Origin of the sequence: Nostoc sp. NMS4, from assembly GCF_017115095.1 — a bacterium.
GTDB lineage: Bacteria > Cyanobacteriota > Cyanobacteriia > Cyanobacteriales > Nostocaceae > Nostoc.
The window spans coordinates 1-14,748 of sequence record NZ_JABXKI010000257.1 but is presented as its reverse complement, the minus strand read 5'-3'; the positions used below and the strand labels follow the sequence as shown (position 1 = coordinate 14,748).

19 protein-coding genes and 1 pseudogene are annotated in these 14,748 nt (G+C 40.9%); 11 read left to right on the top strand and 9 right to left on the bottom strand.

Annotated elements, in window-relative coordinates; genetic code table 11:
- Positions 1-198 precede the first annotated feature (198 nt).
- Both HWQ37_RS23440 and HWQ37_RS23435 read right to left on the bottom strand, forming a co-directional pair.
- Complete coding sequence (locus tag HWQ37_RS23440) at positions 199-1,479, bottom strand: CheR family methyltransferase (RefSeq protein WP_292751482.1); 1,281 nt, start codon at positions 1,477-1,479, stop codon at positions 199-201.
- Positions 1,480-1,500: 21 nt separating this feature from the next.
- The gene (locus HWQ37_RS23435; RefSeq protein ID WP_292751479.1) at positions 1,501-1,977 is read right to left on the bottom strand and encodes a chemotaxis protein CheW; all 477 of its coding nucleotides are present in this window, start codon (positions 1,975-1,977) and stop codon (positions 1,501-1,503) included.
- Between the two features lie 199 nt (positions 1,978-2,176).
- Between HWQ37_RS23435 and HWQ37_RS23430 the strand changes: the two genes are divergently transcribed.
- The 3 genes from HWQ37_RS23430 to HWQ37_RS23420 all read left to right on the top strand — a co-directional run bounded on the left by HWQ37_RS23430 (position 2,177) and on the right by HWQ37_RS23420 (position 5,629).
- Positions 2,177-3,925 (top strand): serine/threonine protein kinase, encoded by a 1,749-nt coding sequence (locus HWQ37_RS23430; RefSeq protein ID WP_363318176.1) that lies wholly within the window; start codon positions 2,177-2,179, stop codon positions 3,923-3,925.
- A complete protein-coding gene (locus tag HWQ37_RS23425) occupies positions 3,922-4,695 on the top strand; it encodes a hypothetical protein (RefSeq protein WP_292751472.1) in 774 nt (257 codons plus the stop codon). Before HWQ37_RS23430 ends, HWQ37_RS23425 begins: the two co-directional genes overlap by 4 nt.
- Before the next feature lie 115 nt (positions 4,696-4,810).
- Positions 4,811-5,629 carry an Rpn family recombination-promoting nuclease/putative transposase gene (locus tag HWQ37_RS23420; protein WP_292751469.1) on the top strand — a complete coding sequence of 273 codons (819 nt, stop codon included), beginning with the start codon at positions 4,811-4,813 and terminating at the stop codon, positions 5,627-5,629.
- 101 nt (positions 5,630-5,730) lie between these two features.
- Here HWQ37_RS23420 and HWQ37_RS23415 read toward each other — a convergent pair.
- From HWQ37_RS23415 to HWQ37_RS23395, 5 genes and pseudogenes are all read right to left on the bottom strand, one after another.
- Positions 5,731-5,850, bottom strand: a pseudogene (locus HWQ37_RS23415) (amino acid--tRNA ligase-related protein); the annotation flags it as partial.
- Between the two features lie 37 nt (positions 5,851-5,887).
- Positions 5,888-6,256, bottom strand: a complete 369-nt coding sequence (locus tag HWQ37_RS23410) for a type II toxin-antitoxin system PemK/MazF family toxin (RefSeq protein ID WP_292751466.1) — start codon at positions 6,254-6,256, stop codon at positions 5,888-5,890.
- Entirely contained in the window at positions 6,250-6,480 is a 231-nt protein-coding gene (locus HWQ37_RS23405; RefSeq protein WP_292751463.1) for a DUF2281 domain-containing protein, read from the bottom strand. Before HWQ37_RS23405 ends, HWQ37_RS23410 begins: the two co-directional genes overlap by 7 nt.
- Before the next feature lie 83 nt (positions 6,481-6,563).
- A complete protein-coding gene (gene asnS, locus HWQ37_RS23400; RefSeq protein ID WP_292751460.1) occupies positions 6,564-7,955 on the bottom strand; it encodes an asparagine--tRNA ligase in 1,392 nt (463 codons plus the stop codon).
- 95 nt (positions 7,956-8,050) lie between these two features.
- Positions 8,051-8,413 (bottom strand): sll0565 family protein, encoded by a 363-nt coding sequence (locus HWQ37_RS23395; protein WP_292751457.1) that lies wholly within the window; start codon positions 8,411-8,413, stop codon positions 8,051-8,053.
- A 105-nt stretch (positions 8,414-8,518) separates the two neighbouring features.
- Here HWQ37_RS23395 and HWQ37_RS23390 point away from each other — a divergent pair, with 105 nt between their 5' ends.
- Positions 8,519-8,797, top strand: a complete 279-nt coding sequence (locus HWQ37_RS23390; protein ID WP_292751454.1) for a DUF6439 family protein — start codon at positions 8,519-8,521, stop codon at positions 8,795-8,797.
- A gap of 81 nt (positions 8,798-8,878) precedes the next feature.
- On the opposite strand, the gene HWQ37_RS23385 is transcribed toward HWQ37_RS23390, so the two are convergent.
- A complete protein-coding gene (locus HWQ37_RS23385; protein ID WP_292751451.1) occupies positions 8,879-9,328 on the bottom strand; it encodes an ATP-binding protein in 450 nt (149 codons plus the stop codon).
- Between the two features lie 389 nt (positions 9,329-9,717).
- A complete protein-coding gene (rlmD, locus tag HWQ37_RS23380; RefSeq protein ID WP_292751448.1) occupies positions 9,718-11,124 on the bottom strand; it encodes a 23S rRNA (uracil(1939)-C(5))-methyltransferase RlmD in 1,407 nt (468 codons plus the stop codon).
- Positions 11,125-11,389: 265 nt separating this feature from the next.
- Here rlmD and HWQ37_RS23375 point away from each other — a divergent pair, with 265 nt between their 5' ends.
- The 7 genes from HWQ37_RS23375 to purL form a co-directional block, all read left to right on the top strand.
- Positions 11,390-11,875, top strand: coding sequence for an allophycocyanin subunit alpha-B (locus tag HWQ37_RS23375; RefSeq protein WP_292751444.1), 486 nt, complete (start codon positions 11,390-11,392; stop codon positions 11,873-11,875).
- Between the two features lie 90 nt (positions 11,876-11,965).
- On the top strand, positions 11,966-12,112 hold the full coding sequence (locus tag HWQ37_RS23370; RefSeq protein ID WP_292751441.1) for a hypothetical protein: 147 nt from the start codon (positions 11,966-11,968) through the stop codon (positions 12,110-12,112).
- A 10-nt stretch (positions 12,113-12,122) separates the two neighbouring features.
- Positions 12,123-12,272: a hypothetical protein gene (locus HWQ37_RS23365; protein ID WP_292751438.1), complete on the top strand. Its 150-nt coding sequence runs from the start codon at positions 12,123-12,125 to the stop codon at positions 12,270-12,272.
- A 140-nt stretch (positions 12,273-12,412) separates the two neighbouring features.
- On the top strand, positions 12,413-12,574 hold the full coding sequence (locus HWQ37_RS23360) for a hypothetical protein (RefSeq protein WP_292751435.1): 162 nt from the start codon (positions 12,413-12,415) through the stop codon (positions 12,572-12,574).
- Positions 12,575-12,677: 103 nt separating this feature from the next.
- Positions 12,678-12,992, top strand: coding sequence for a hypothetical protein (locus HWQ37_RS23355; RefSeq protein ID WP_292751433.1), 315 nt, complete (start codon positions 12,678-12,680; stop codon positions 12,990-12,992).
- Entirely contained in the window at positions 12,979-13,371 is a 393-nt protein-coding gene (locus HWQ37_RS23350) for a type II toxin-antitoxin system death-on-curing family toxin (RefSeq protein ID WP_292751431.1), read from the top strand. The genes HWQ37_RS23355 and HWQ37_RS23350 overlap by 14 nt, the downstream gene beginning before the upstream one ends.
- A gap of 42 nt (positions 13,372-13,413) precedes the next feature.
- The coding region (gene purL, locus HWQ37_RS23345) for a phosphoribosylformylglycinamidine synthase subunit PurL (RefSeq protein WP_292751428.1) at positions 13,414-14,748 on the top strand (1,335 nt) is incomplete at its 3' end.

The window sequence follows — 14,748 nt, the reverse complement described above, 5'->3', positions numbered from 1 at the left end:
AACAGTCTCTATTTTTATTTTTAAACAAATTATTAAGTAGGTAGCTTAGTTTAGAGACTAGCTTTTCCTTCTGATGTGAAAGTGTTGAGTGCTGAGTAAGAAGTTTGAGTATCTAAAGTGGATGAATCCAGATAAATTATCACGTCTCTTACCTTAACTGAACAGTATAGCGATTAGCTTAACTCCTGCTCGATCTCCTCAGAACTGCTTTTCTTTCGTTAATCGGTGAATTCGTTGCCAGAGAAGATTAGCACTATCCGCATTTCCTTGATGTTCTTTGAGTAATGCCAGATGAGTCAGCGCCTCTTGGTGAGTCGGTTGTAAATAAATTGCTTTTTGAAAAGATTGTGCCGCCCGATCATTTTGTGCCATTGCTTGCTGCACCTGACCTAGTAAAAGATATGCTTCAGTACTTACCTGATTTTCGTTGAGATAATCGTTGCATAATTTAACCGCCTCATCCAATCGACCTTCATCAGCTAAAGCTCTAGCTGTTTCTAACAAATTTACTTTTAGTTCTATTGGCAATATCGGATTCTGAGGAGCAACATTTAACCTCTCTTGGGCAACAAACTTAGAATTATTTTTTTTCGGCAGCTGTCGCTTGTTAAGAACATCTATATTTTTGCCTGTGAAGCCTTGTCTCTGAAGATTTTGATGATGATTTTTGCGAATATTTTCGCCCGGTGTGGACTTTCGATGAGCAACTACTGAATCTTGACGAACTGAGATCAATTGAGTTTTAAACAATAACCAAGTTTCAGCGTGTCCCACAAATAGTAAGCCTTCTGGCCTTAGCAACCTTTCTAAGACTTGAATGGTGCGCTCTTTTGTTGCCACATCGAAGTAAATCAACAGGTTACGGCAAAAGACTACATCATAAAGCGGCGTGTCAGGGAGAAAAGCCGGATCTGCCAAGTTGCCATTAATAAAATTCACCATACTTTTCACCTGTTCGCACAGGTGATATCCTGCCTCAGTTAGCTGAAAATAGCGCTCTTGAAAGGATCGGCTATTGCTACGAAACGAGTATTGATTGTAAATCGCTCGTTGGGCTTTTAGCAGACATTTTTTGCTAACATCAACAGCATCAATGTGAATATTTGCAGAGTTTAATCCTGCTTCCAATAGAGCGATCGCAATGGAATATGGTTCTTCACCCGTTGCACACGGTACACTCAAAACCCGCAGTACGCCTTGGGGATTTTTTGGCAACCACTCAGATAATACATAATACTTCAGAAATGCAAAGGATTCTGGTTCTCGAAAAAACCATGTTTCTGGAACAATCACGGTGTCAATCAGTGCTTCCAATTCTAGGCTAGATACCTGTAACTTCGCCAGATAGTTAGCAATATCCATTATGCGACAATCTGCCATGCGTTGAGATATTGCACTTGCGATCGCATCAGCACCAATAGAGTTTGCATCTAAACCAATCTTGCTTTTTAGTAAAGCTTCAATAACAGATTGTGCCATTTATAGAATCTTCAGACCAATCTAAAATCCAGTATTGTGATAACTTTCTGGCAAGAGATTGACTTGCTGTACTTCTGACAACAAGTACTCAATGCGAAGACACTGAATCATTCCTTGCTCATGTACAATCATTTTGCCCAAATATGGCGCTTTATCTATCTGGATATTAGGATTAACAAATTCGGACTCAGACTTGTGTAATGTTTCTATAACTTGTTCTGTAATCAAACCCAAAATATAGGGAGCCTTAAGTTCTGTATTATTACTCCCCCAATAGTTGACTAGTATAATCCTAGTACTTAGGTACTCACTGGAGGGTTTACCACGCATCAACTGACATAAATCGATTACTGGTACAATGCGTCCCCGATAGTTAAAAACACCAGCGATATGCTCAGGCTGATGGGGCAAAGTTTTGAGCATCACAAGTGGTATTACTTCTACAACCTGTCGGCTTTCTATGGCATATAGCTCATTCCCAATATTGAGAAGTAACATTAACACTAATTTACATCTCCAGTGCTAGCTTTGGTATTCCTTGTAGGCTATGCAAGACACCTATTCTAGGGTAATTAGAAATTTATTGCTGGCATATTCTAAAAACTATATGCTACTTTGTCATAGTTTTAGGGAACTCTATTAATAGAGCTTTAAATATCAATAAAAATAGATTTTTTAGGATATTTACTTTTGTGTAATGAGCTATTGTATAAATCCCCATTGTCCAAAACCTGTTGACGCAGTGAATGCAAATAACCTTATTTGCCGTAACTGTGGGTCAGAAATACTGTTGCAAGGTCGCTATCGGGTACTCAAACAACTAGGACAAGGTGGCTTTGGTAACACTTTTGAAGTTGACGAGCGTGGGAAAACTAAAGTTTTAAAAGTGCTGACTGAGAATAACCCCAAAGCCATTGAACTGTTTCAGCAGGAAGCAAAGGTTTTGAGTCAGCTAAACAGTGCGGGTATTCCCAAGGTAGAACCAGATGGTTATTTTACTGTTTTACCTAAAAATAGCTCTGTACTATTGCACTGTTTAGCAATGGAGAAAATTGAAGGCGTAAATTTAGAGCAGTGGATGGAATTTCGTAATTATCAAGGTATTTCTGAAGCTCAAGCTCTCAATTGGCTCAAACAACTTGTAGAAATTCTCGCTTTAGTACACGCTCACCAATATTTTCACCGTGATATTAAGCCTCAGAATATCATGCTGCGACCAAGTGGGCTGCTTGTCTTAATTGATTTTGGTGCAGTTCGACAAGTCACGACAACCATTGTGGCGGGAAATTCCCATACCAGAATTTTTTCACAAGGCTATTCACCGCCAGAGCAACAAAACGGTTATTCGGTACAGCAGTCAGACTTTTTTGCATTGGGACGGACTTTTATTTTTCTGCTCACAGGTAAGGAACCCCAAGATAAAGAAATTTATGACCCTCTGACTAACGAGTTGCACTGGCGAAAATCTGCACTCAATCTATCTCCACTTTTGGCAGATTTAATCGACCATTTGATGGCTCCTACTGCAAATCATCGTCCTCAAAATACGCAAGTGATTTTGCAGAAATTGAGCGAAATTGAAAAAGCTTTACAAATGCCTAGAATACTAGGACAAAAAACGGCAATTCAATCAACCAATGGGTCTAAATCTGCTGCGTCATCTAGTTCTGTTGCTACTGTATCAGTCGGTGGAGCTAAATCAGTCAATGCGTCTTCTAGCCAGACTCAGAAAAGCCTAAAACTTTCGCAAGTTCTCATCGGTTTAGGAGTGGGATGTTTTGCTGTTGTTATTGCGGCTATTAATCAACCAAACACCAAAAATCCGGTTTCTGCTTCTCCTGTAGAAAATGTTCCGGTAGCTATTCCTAGTCCAGTTACCCAAATTCCTGAAATTCCATTAACTTCTAAATCTCAACCTACAATAAGTCCTTTAACTTTGCCTACGTCTGACAAAGTAAAAACCGAACAAGCTCAAATAGAGGAGATAGAAAAACAAAAACTTCAGGCTGCTTTAAAAGCGGAGGAAGAAAGACAAGCGGCTGTTAAAAAAGAAGCTGCTGTTAGGACAGAAAGAGAGCAGTTAGAAGCTGTGATAAGGGAAAGAAGAGAGATGAGGGAAAGAAGAGAGCAGTTAAATGCTGATATAAGGCAAAGGGATTTAATAACACAAAAAAGGCAACAAGCCGATAAACAGCAACAGACAAAAATTAGCCTTGAAAAAGCTAAAGAAGTTTATTTGCAAATTAAGGCTCAACCAAAAACAACTGTAACAACCTCAAATAAACGGCAATTACCATCTAAGCAAGAAGTTCCAACAAAACAACCAAACAATGCAGTAAATACAAATGATGATGGGGCTAATATCCCTAATCCTTGGGAATCTACATATCCCATACCTAAAACTTCCGATGAATTAGAACAAGTAATAAGAGAGAGAAATCAATGATAAATTTCACAGTTAAAAGCTTAATATCTTTGGTGGTAACTAGCTCGGCTTTGTTATTAACACCAATGAGAAGTGATGCACAGGTAAATATGAATAGACTAGCTCAGGTGGCGAAAAGCTGTCAAGAAGATATCTTTTCTTCTAACTATTACAAGCGAATGAGATTTGATACATATCATATTAATGAACATTTGAAAAATTCCTATAATCAACAGCAATCAATTACACATTGTACATATTCTCGATATCATTACTCTTTAGTGTTAACAAAATATCCTTGGCTTAGTTCAACAGGAGAGATACTACCAGGATATCCAGGTTCTATTTTTGTTAGTTATCTAGCACACTTATTTGGTAATTCTTACCATACTTCAATTTTAGACTGTATTGCAAATCAAGATATATCGAGTGAAGAATGCTCTTTTACAAGGTCTAAAATTAAGGATGGAAATATATTTCGTCGTAGTTCCATACAGCACTGGTATAATAGTTATATTGTCAATACTTGTCCTTCATGTGTTGTAGCTCATGATGAGGTATCAGGTTCACAAAAATATATTTTTGAAGCTTTTGTCCAATGGTTTATTAAACTTGATAGACCCCAAAGAAGAGAATTGATTTCTCTTTTAGACAATGGTGAGGAATCTCGTGATTTGAGATTAGTAATAATGAGTGAATCTAGTGCAGCCGTAACAAAATATTGGGAAGTACGTAAAGAACTTGAGGAGCAGGGACAGGAGCAACGTAGACAAGAATTACTTGGTAATTAGGTGGTGTTTAAAACAGTGATGTAGTAACAGTAGGTTGGGTTGACGCAAGGAAACCCAACACCAGCAAGTTTAATTTTTATCAACAATACCTGATACCCTTTACTTTAAGGCTGCCATGTATGACAATATCTGTAAATTCATTGCCGAAAACTTCAAAGATGATTTAGCAACATGGTTGCTAGGTTCACCGATTAAATTAACAGAACTTAGCCCTACTGAATTATCAAACGAACCAATTCGCGCCGATTCATTAATTTTATTGCAATCTGATGATTTAGTTCTACATACCGAATTTCAAACAGACCCTGATGAAGCTATCCCCTTTCGGATGTTAGATTATCGGGTCAGGGTTTATCGCCGCTTTCCTAACAAAGAAATGCGCCAAATAGTAATCTATTTGAGAAAAACCAGTTCAGAATTAGTCAGTGAAAATAGTTTTAGATTAAACAACACTTACCATCAGTTTGAGGTAATACGCCTGTGGGAACAACCGACAGACAGGTTTATGAGTGTTCCAGGTCTATTACCCTTTGCCGTGCTAAGTCAGACAAACGATCCTACAATGGTATTAACCCAAGTAGCCAAAGCAGTTGAAGCAATTAGCGTAGGCGTAGCCCGCCGCAGGCATCGCCAGCTACAAAGAAATATAGCTGCTGCTAGTGGGATTTTAGCAGGACTGGTATTAAAGAAGGATGTAATTAAGAAGATTTTCAGGAGTGAGATTATGCGCGAATCAGTCATTTATCAAGAAATCCTAGAAGAAGGCGAAGCCAAAGGTAAAGCAGAAGGGGAAGCCAAAGGCAAAGCAGAAACAACAAGAAAGTTGGCTTTAAATTTGTTGCGAATTGGAATGAGTTTAGAACAAATTGCTCAAGTTACTGAACTATCTATTGAGCAAGTTCAAGTTTTACAAGAGGAGATTCAAAATTCTTAATTTTAACTCAATACGCTTGGGTTAAGAAGAATAGTAGGTTTGGTTGAGCTTAAGCGTTACCCAACAAAGCCTTGGTAATGTTGGGTTTCGTTCCTCTCAGACTAAAACTCAGCACTTTGGGGTGTACGCGGGAAGGGAATCACATCACGAATATTTCCCATACCAGTCATAAATTGCACGAGTCGTTCAAAACCCAACCCAAAACCCAGATGGGGAATAGTTCAATAAGTATATAAATGATGTGAGACCTAATATTTATCAATCATTATTATTGTTCATAATCCTTAAGCCAAGGATAGTACACAAGGCTATTGCCAATTCATCTAAATAATTATCATCCAAATGACCAATCACTCTGATAATTCTTGATTTATCAACAACCCGAAGTTGCTCACAAAGTACAACAGAATCTTGGCTTAAACCACTAATACCAGCAGGTACAAACACATGGGAGGGTAGAATAGCGCGTCTAATTTTTGAGGTGAATGGTGCAATAATGGTAGGAGGACTAACAGCATTTGCCCGATCAATTTGTACCACTACAACAGGTCTAATACCTGCTTGTTCTGTACCAATAACAGGATTGAGATCACACAAAAGCACATCTCCCCGTGTGATATCTACCACTGAATTTCCCCACGCGCCAAGCGTTCTTCATAATCTTCTAAATTAGATAAATAGTCAGAGAAATCTGATTCCACTATTTCCACTGACTCGCTAAACTGAAGCCATAATTCCCAGTTATTGCTGCTATGCTTCATTAATAGAAAGTCTATGAAATCACTGACTTCCTGAACTAAAGCTTCTGGCATTTGCCGGATTTTACCAATGGTTTGGTCTTGTAGACTCATGATAAATTTTTTTAGCTAGATTTCTCTTTATCCACAAAAGTCAAAAACCTGGCGATTAGAAAAGGTCAGGTCTAAAATTTAAACTAAAATTCGGCACTTTGCGGTGTACGAGGAAAGGGAATCACATCACGAATATTTCCCATCCCCGTCATAAATTGCACGAGTCGTTCAAAACCTAGTCCAAAACCTGCGTGTGGAACAGTACCATAACGACGCAAATCAAGATACCACCACAAGTCTTCTGGGTTTAATCCTTGCGCTAACACACGGCGTTCTAGAACTTCTAGGCGTTCTTCGCGCTGGGAACCGCCGACAATTTCGCCAATTTTCGGTGCGAGAATATCCATTGCGCGGACGGTCTTTTCGTCATCGTTCAAGCGCATATAAAAAGCTTTGATTTGCGCTGGATAATCTGTAACGATCGCAGGTTTTTTAAATAATTGTTCAGCTAGGTAGCGTTCGTGTTCTGATTGTAAATCTAAACCCCAACTTACTGGATATTCAAATTTAACATCAGCTTTTTCTAAAAGTGCGATCGCTTCTGTATAAGTTAAGCGTTCAAACTGATTGTTAATAATATTTTCGGCTGTGGACAACACAGAATTATCAATGCGTTCATTGAAAAATTCCATGTCTTCTGGGCAAGTTTCCAACACATATTTAAAAATGTGTTTGAGAAACGCCTCAGCTAAATCCATATCGCCTTCTAAATCGCAAAAAGCCATTTCTGGCTCAACCATCCAAAATTCTGCTAAGTGGCGGGAGGTGTTGGAATTTTCTGCACGGAAGGTAGGTCCGAAGGTATAGACGTTAGAAAACGCCATCGCCATCACTTCCGCTTCTAACTGGCCGCTAACTGTTAAATATGTGGGTTTAGCAAAAAAGTCTTGGCTATAATCTACTGCTTGGTTTTCTGTGCGGGGAACATTTTTTAAATCGAAACTGGTAACGCTAAACAGTTCACCCGCGCCTTCGCAGTCACTAGCAGTGATGATGGGTGTGTGTACCCATAAAAAGCCTCTTTCTTGGAAGAATTGGTGAATTGCTGTCGAACATGCATTTCTGACGCGGAAAACTGCACCAAAAGAATTAGTGCGCGATCGCAAATGTCCAATGGTTCGCAGAAACTCAAAGGAATGGCGTTTCTTTTGCAGGGGATATGTATCGGGATCAGCTTCGCCGTAAACTTTCACCGTCTCGGCTTTCAACTCAATTCGCTGTCCTTTACCAAGGGAAGCCACTAGTACCCCTGTCGCTTCAACAGCAGCACCCGTATTCAATTTTTTTAATATAGCTTCGTAATCCGGCAAATCCTGATTAATGACGACTTGCAAATTAGCTAGTGATGAGCCGTCATTGACTTCAATAAAAGCAAACCCTTTGGAATCGCGTTTCGTCCGCACCCAGCCTTGCACTTGGAGGGACTCATCAGGTTGACCACTTCGCAATATTTCTGCAATCCGTCGATTTGCCATATCTTATAACTTATATTTCGTCAACTTAGTAAGTAAAAATATTAAAGAATCTTAACCATTTAAGCCAATCCAAAATCTAAAATCCAAAATTGGATTTACCCAGCATAAGACTTTAATATCCAGCCTATGATAACGCCCATTCCACCAAAGCGGACGACTTGCCAGAAAGGTTTTTTCAGGCTACGCCAAGAAAATAACTGGCTTTCCAAGTTTAGTTCTAGCATTTCCAGCTGCCGTTGAATTTGCCGTAACTCTGTTTTGATTTCTGGTGTCTGAGATTTATTGTGCTTGATTTGATCCCGGCGCTGTTGCCATTGTGCCTGTTGTTGGCGATCGCGTTGCACTTGATTGTAACGTTCTTTTAAGGATAGGAGCGATCGCTCGACTTCCTCTAATTCTTGTTCAAAATCTGGTTCTGGAGTTTCCCCTGGCGGTTGTGATTGTTTAGACGGCTTCATGTACAAGTAGTAAACTAAAATTAAAGAGGAGTCTGCCAATAGTCAAAATTAAAACTATGAGTTTTTGACTCAGCACTCAGCACTTAGCACTCAGCACTCATAATTATGTCTCAATCTACTCAGCTGCCTAAAACCAGTCAACTGAATGAACTTAGTACTCTGGAACTAGCTCAAGCCCTGATGGAAAGGCTAACTATTTCCCCTAACGATTGGCATCGCCTCAAGTCTAACCGCAATTCCCGCGCTAATGAACAAGTGGCAGCAGCGATTGTCTATCTTTTAAAGAATCAGCCACAAGAAGCTCAAGCTAGATTAGAACAAGCTGTTGGTTGGTTAGATCGCTCTATTTCTGCCCCTCCCTGTCCGAGTCACGGAAAAAGTTAAAAGTTAGGAGTGATGAGTTGTGAATTATTATTCAACTCCTAACTCCTAACTCCTAACTTTTCTTCTAACTCCTAACTCCTTTTACCGTCGCAGAGATAATCCCCGACGATTTTCCATTTGTTTACAAAGCCTCAATTCTGTGCCTTTGCGGTTCCACTCTACCTGATCAAAAATTTGATGCAGAAGACATAAACCACGACCATTTTCTGACTCATCTGGTGGAAGATAGTCTGTTGGTTCTTCGTTACTAGTAGATGAAGGAGTAAAGCCACTACCTTGGTCTGATATTATCCACCAATATTGATTATCTATTACGGAAAAACGAACTACAACTGTTTTACTCGGATCGAGATTGTTGCCATGTTTAGCTGCATTGACTAGCGCTTCTTGAAGTCCTAGCCGCAGTTCTGCTTGTAATTTTGCTGGAATTTCTGCCAACAATAAGTCTAATATCGGACAAAGGTAGAGGGTTGAGGCAAAACTAATTGTGCCCCAATAACGTCCAACTGGACGGAGTGAAATAGTAATCACAAGAGAAACCCCATAGCTTTCAGTTAGCTAGACATCAGTTTGCTATTACAGTCACCCTGATAAAACTTGAGGTGGTCATGCTGCCTTCAAACTTGCGTCTTTAAAACTAAATTTTGAAAATGCTAGGGAGCATTGGCTCTATTGGATGAATGGGATTGTTTAGGTATATCTCGGCTGGAATAAGTTTGATAATGAAGTCAGCAGGTTAAGAATATGCTGTTAATTTTAGAGAGTATTGGCATACTCTAGTTAGTTGCCGATTTACAATTTACACAATCTTCTTCATATTTTTAAGAACCTATGCAACTTGAATTTATTTAAACAAAATGAATTTTTATTTTTGCCTTAATTCAATTTTAGCATCTTTAGTATGCACTAGACTAAAATTTTCAAATTTCAGTTTTTTTGAAGGAATTACTACCCTTGTCAAAATGTGATAGCACAAGAAAGGCGGCAGTTTCAACATGAGCAGTTTGAGGAAAAAAATCAGCAGGTTGTACCCGTGTGATGGTATATGGGCCATCTTGACAAAGCAATTTCAGGTCACGGGCGAGGGTAGCTACTTTACAGCTGACGTAAACGATCCGAGATGGTTTCAATTGCCGTAAAGTATCGATGACTGTGCGATCGCACCCTTTACGTGGCGGATCGAGTATTACTACTTCTGGTATGATGCCCATTTTGGGAAGCAATTTCTCTACTGCCCCGACTTGGAATGTCACATTATCAATTTCGTTGCGGTGGGCATTCAAAATAGCTTGTTCTACTGCTGCTGGTTGTACTTCTAATCCTGTAGCAATCCGTACTTTTTTGGCGAGGGGTAAAGTTAAAGTCCCAATACCACAGTAGGCATCAACTAGCAACTCATGCCCTTGAAGATTGAGTTCTGATTGAATTACCTGTAATAGTGCCTCTGCTGTTTCTGTATACACTTGGAAAAATGTATCTGGGCGTACTTGAAATTCCAGTCCAGCAAAATTTTCACGCAGGTGGGGGACTCCAGCAATGCAACGGGTTTCTGATCCAAAGATAGCATTTGTGCGATCGCCATTGCGATTGAGCGACACTCCCACTAACTGCGGATAACGCTTTAACCATTCCTGGGCTTGGGTTTCAATTCCTGATAAATTCCAGTCTTTCACCACCAAAGTCAGCAACATTTCCCCGGTGTGTCGGCCAATGCGTAAACTGAGATGGCGAATTTTTCCTTGATGGCGCTGTTCGTCGTAAATTTGCCAACCCCGTTGTTGGATATCCTGCTTAACTTCGGCAAGTAAGGGATTTAATCGTGCGTCTTGGACTGGACATTGATTTAAGTTAATTAATTGGTGACTACCTTTTTGATAGTAACCAGCCTGTACCTGTCCTGTTGCCGATGTGCCGAGAGGATATGTAGATTTATTACGATAGCCGAAAGCAGAAGGGGCAGCAAGTACCGGATCTACCGGTGGTTGGCTAAAACCGCCAATGCGCTCCAAAGCTTGGATAACTTGATTTTGCTTGGCTACTAGCTGGTAATCATAATCAATATGCTGCCACTGGCAACCACCGCACTTATCAGCCACAATACAACTGGGTCGGATACGGTGGGCAGATGGAGACAATAGCTCTTGGAGCTTACCGTGGGCGTATTTAGGTTTAACATGAACTAAGCGGACAATGGCGCGATCGCCTGGTACAGTATCTGGGACAAACACTACACGCTCATCAGCGCGTCCCACACCATCGCCTGTATCACTCAGATTAGCGATCGTCACTTCAATTAATTCACCCTGTTGCCAAATTATTTTAGTCATTGGTCATTGGTCATTGGTCATTGGTCATTGGTCATTGGTCATTGGTCATTGGGCGTTAGGAGTTTTGTTTATCTCCTTGTCTCCCTTGTCTTCCTTGTCCCCCTTGTCTCCCTTGTCTCCCTTGTCTTCCTTGTCTTCCTTGTCCCCCTTGTCTCCCTCATCACCCAAACAGATAAATTCAATACATAAGTAACTCCGATCCCTTCACTTGTGTACCTCCAACTCGCTAAACTAACAGATAATATTTCAGGTGATTTCAATCATCATGACTGTAATTAGCCAAGTTATTCTCAAAGCCGACGACGAACTGCGTTATCCCAGCAGTGGCGAACTTAAAAATATCAAAGACTTTCTGCAAACTGGCGTACAACGGACGCGGATTGCGGCTACTTTAGCTGAAAACGAAAAAAAGATAGTTCAGGAAGCAACCAAACAACTTTGGCAGAAGCGTCCTGACTTTATCTCCCCCGGAGGTAACGCTTATGGCGAACGCCAACGCTCTCTATGTATCCGTGATTTTGGCTGGTACTTACGCCTAATTACTTATGGTGTACTTGCCGGTGACAAAGAGCCAATTGAAAAAATCGGTTTGATTGGTGTGCGGGAAATGTACAATTCATTGGGCGTTCCCGTGCCTGGAATGGTAGAAGCGATAAATTCCCTCAAAACAGCCTCCCTTAGCTTACTGAGTGCGGAAGACGCTGGCGAAGCAGCACCTTACTTTGATTACATCATTCAAGCGATGTCTTAATACAAAGTGTGTGCTGGTTCTAGGAATATACTTCCGGTCTACTAGAGTGAGTGCGAGATATTAGCATTCAATAGGCATAAGATCCCCAATTTGATCATACCTTCCCCACATTTGGTAGTGGCTGTGGCAAAATCTCTGTCAAGTTACCAACCAGTTGTGGGGAAATTTTATGGATATGGGGCATTGGGCATGGGGCATGGGGCATTGGGCATGGGGCATTTTACTAATGACAAATGACTAATGACTAATGACAAATACAAAAAACCGGCAGTCCTTGATTAAGGCTGTCGGTAATTTAAGTGTGTTCCCTATTAATGACTCGGCTAGAGTTCAGTTGTCATTAATTATGCCTAGTTACCGATCGCTGGGAGACGATCCTAATCATCGATATGTGTGATTCTCGTCACTTGATTGTTACATCTAAACTGCATATACCCGAATAATCTCTGAGGGGCGCTAGATTTACGTAAGTAAAGGAGCTAGAAATTTCACTAAGATTAAAAAATAAAGTTATCTTTAAAGACTAAAGCATTTTGTGTGCTATTGATCTTTATTTGTCTATCTCATGGTCGAGATAATCCTGTTGAGCGGATTCTGGGGTTGTACTACTTCTCCATCCCAGAAATAAGTTTGGTTGTAAGAAAGGCTGCACAAGAATTTTCTGCCAAGAATTCCCAAGATGGAAATACAGGTATTTAGTTAGAGTTTAATTGAATAGCGATCGCACTTCAATCTACAGGAAGTAAGAGTGCGTAGCTTGCCGCCGTAGGCATCGCGTTTGCAACATAAAATTGGGGTAACGATGGCAACAGAACAAAAGCACAGCAATTATTTATCAGAAGCCGAAAGCCGTTTGCGTCAACTTTCTCCTGAGAAGTTGCGATTAGCAGTTGCAATTATTGCTTATCTACAAAAAACAGAAGAAAGTGAAGCTACTGAAAAAATACTATTAAATATTCCTGATTTTGCCGAATATTTCCGTGAAATTGAACAAAATGAAGACAAATTAGAAAATACTGCATCAAATCAGATTGCCTCAGATGAAGAAGTATGGAAGGCTTATTTAGCTTCTAAACAGAAATGGCAGGAGGTTTATCGTCGCCTTGCAGACTCCTAGATTTATTTCTATTTCTCAAGTCCTAGACATTCACCAAGATGAGATAAACAGCTTTGGTGGAACATCAGGTGTTAGAGACAAAGGTTTGCTAGATTCAGCACTGGCACAACCTCAAGCTACTTTTGGCGGTGAACTTCTCCATCCAACAATTCACCAGCAAGCAGCAGCGTACCTCTACCATTTAGCAATGAACCATCCGTTTATTGATGGCAATAAGCGCACTGCATTTGCGATTATGGACACCTTCATAACCTTAAATGGCTATACTCTCAACCTATCTCAAGAGCAAGCTTACAACTTGGTTATTCAAGTAGTTCAGAAAGAAATATCCAAAGAAGAATTATCTGCATTTCTGGAACTGCACTTACAGGGCAAGTAAATCGATAGAATAATGCTCTGTTCCCCAGAGTGCATTACTTCCATGACTGCAACCTCAAAACCAACCTTTTCCCCGCAAGAAATTGCGGCTGAAGGTCTTAAACCAGAAGAATACGCAGAAATTGTCCGTCGCTTAGGCCGTCATCCCAACAAAGCTGAACTGGGAATGTTTGGCGTGATGTGGTCAGAGCATTGCTGTTACAAAAATTCACGACCTCTACTCAAACAATTTCCCACCGATGGCGATCGCATCCTCGTAGGCCCTGGTGAAAATGCTGGTGTTGTAGACTTGGGTGATGGACTCCAACTAGCTTTTAAGATTGAATCCCACAACCACCCCTCAGCAGTCGAACCATTTCAGGGAGCTGCAACGGGAGTCGGTGGTATTCTCAGAGATATTTTTACAATGGGTGCGCGTCCCATTGCCCTATTAAATTCGCTGCGCTTCGGTTCCCTAGAAGATGCCAAAACTCAAAGGTTGTTCCAAGGCGTAGTGGCGGGAATCTCTCATTATGGTAACTGTGTGGGAGTACCCACCGTTGGCGGCGAAGTTTACTTTGACCCTGCTTACTCTGGTAATCCTCTAGTGAACGTTATGGCGCTGGGATTGATGGAAACATCAGAAATCGTCAAATCTGGAGCATCTGGCTTAGGCAACCCCGTGCTGTATGTTGGTTCCACCACTGGGCGCGATGGTATGGGAGGCGCGAGTTTTGCCAGTGCCGAATTGAGCGATCAATCCATAGACGATCGCCCTGCTGTGCAAGTAGGCGATCCATTTTTGGAAAAGTCGTTAATTGAAGCTTGTTTGGAGGCGTTTAAGACCGGTGCAGTTGTCGCCGCCCAAGATATGGGAGCAGCCGGGATCACCTGTTCTACCTCAGAGATGGCGGCAAAAGGCGGTGTGGGAATTGAACTAGATTTAGATAAGATTCCCGTCAGAGAAACGGGGATGGTTCCTTACGAATATCTGCTTTCGGAATCTCAAGAAAGAATGCTGTTCGTTGCCCACAAGGGGCGTGAGCAAGAGTTAATCGACATTTTTCACCGATGGGGACTTCAAGCCGTTGTCGCTGGTACAGTCATCGCTGAACCTATTGTGCGAATTTTCTTTCAGGGTGAAGTGGCGGCAGAAATTCCGGCTGAGGCTTTGGCAGAGAATACCCCACTGTATCATCGTGAGTTGTTAGCAGAACCACCAGAATATGCCCGTCAAGCTTGGGAATGGACTGCTGATTCCTTACCTGATTGCACAATTGCTGGAATAGAACTACAAGGAAGACTGGAAAGTTGGAATGATATTCTCTTAACTTTGCTCGATGTACCCACGATCGCTTCTAAAAATTGGGTATATCGTCAGTATGACCATCAAGTACAA

Bases quoted from the DNA above. Each gene is read 5' to 3' on its own strand.
- HWQ37_RS23430 (WP_363318176.1), top strand. From the start codon at position 2,177: ATGAGCTATTGTATAAATCCCCATTGTCCAAAACCTGTTGACGCAGTG.
- HWQ37_RS23375 (WP_292751444.1), top strand. From the start codon at position 11,390: ATGACTGTAATTAGCCAAGTTATTCTCAAAGCCGACGACGAACTGCGT.
- HWQ37_RS23440 (WP_292751482.1), bottom strand. From the start codon at position 1,479: ATGGCACAATCTGTTATTGAAGCTTTACTAAAAAGCAAGATTGGTTTA.
- HWQ37_RS23355 (WP_292751433.1), top strand. From the start codon at position 12,678: ATGGCAACAGAACAAAAGCACAGCAATTATTTATCAGAAGCCGAAAGC.
- HWQ37_RS23425 (WP_292751472.1), top strand. From the start codon at position 3,922: ATGATAAATTTCACAGTTAAAAGCTTAATATCTTTGGTGGTAACTAGC.
- asnS (WP_292751460.1), bottom strand. From the start codon at position 7,955: ATGGCAAATCGACGGATTGCAGAAATATTGCGAAGTGGTCAACCTGAT.
- rlmD (WP_292751448.1), bottom strand. From the start codon at position 11,124: ATGACTAAAATAATTTGGCAACAGGGTGAATTAATTGAAGTGACGATC.
- HWQ37_RS23435 (WP_292751479.1), bottom strand. From the start codon at position 1,977: ATGTTACTTCTCAATATTGGGAATGAGCTATATGCCATAGAAAGCCGA.
- HWQ37_RS23365 (WP_292751438.1), top strand. From the start codon at position 12,123: ATGACAAATACAAAAAACCGGCAGTCCTTGATTAAGGCTGTCGGTAAT.
- HWQ37_RS23405 (WP_292751463.1), bottom strand. From the start codon at position 6,480: ATGAGTCTACAAGACCAAACCATTGGTAAAATCCGGCAAATGCCAGAA.
- HWQ37_RS23420 (WP_292751469.1), top strand. From the start codon at position 4,811: ATGTATGACAATATCTGTAAATTCATTGCCGAAAACTTCAAAGATGAT.
- HWQ37_RS23390 (WP_292751454.1), top strand. From the start codon at position 8,519: ATGTCTCAATCTACTCAGCTGCCTAAAACCAGTCAACTGAATGAACTT.
- HWQ37_RS23395 (WP_292751457.1), bottom strand. From the start codon at position 8,413: ATGAAGCCGTCTAAACAATCACAACCGCCAGGGGAAACTCCAGAACCA.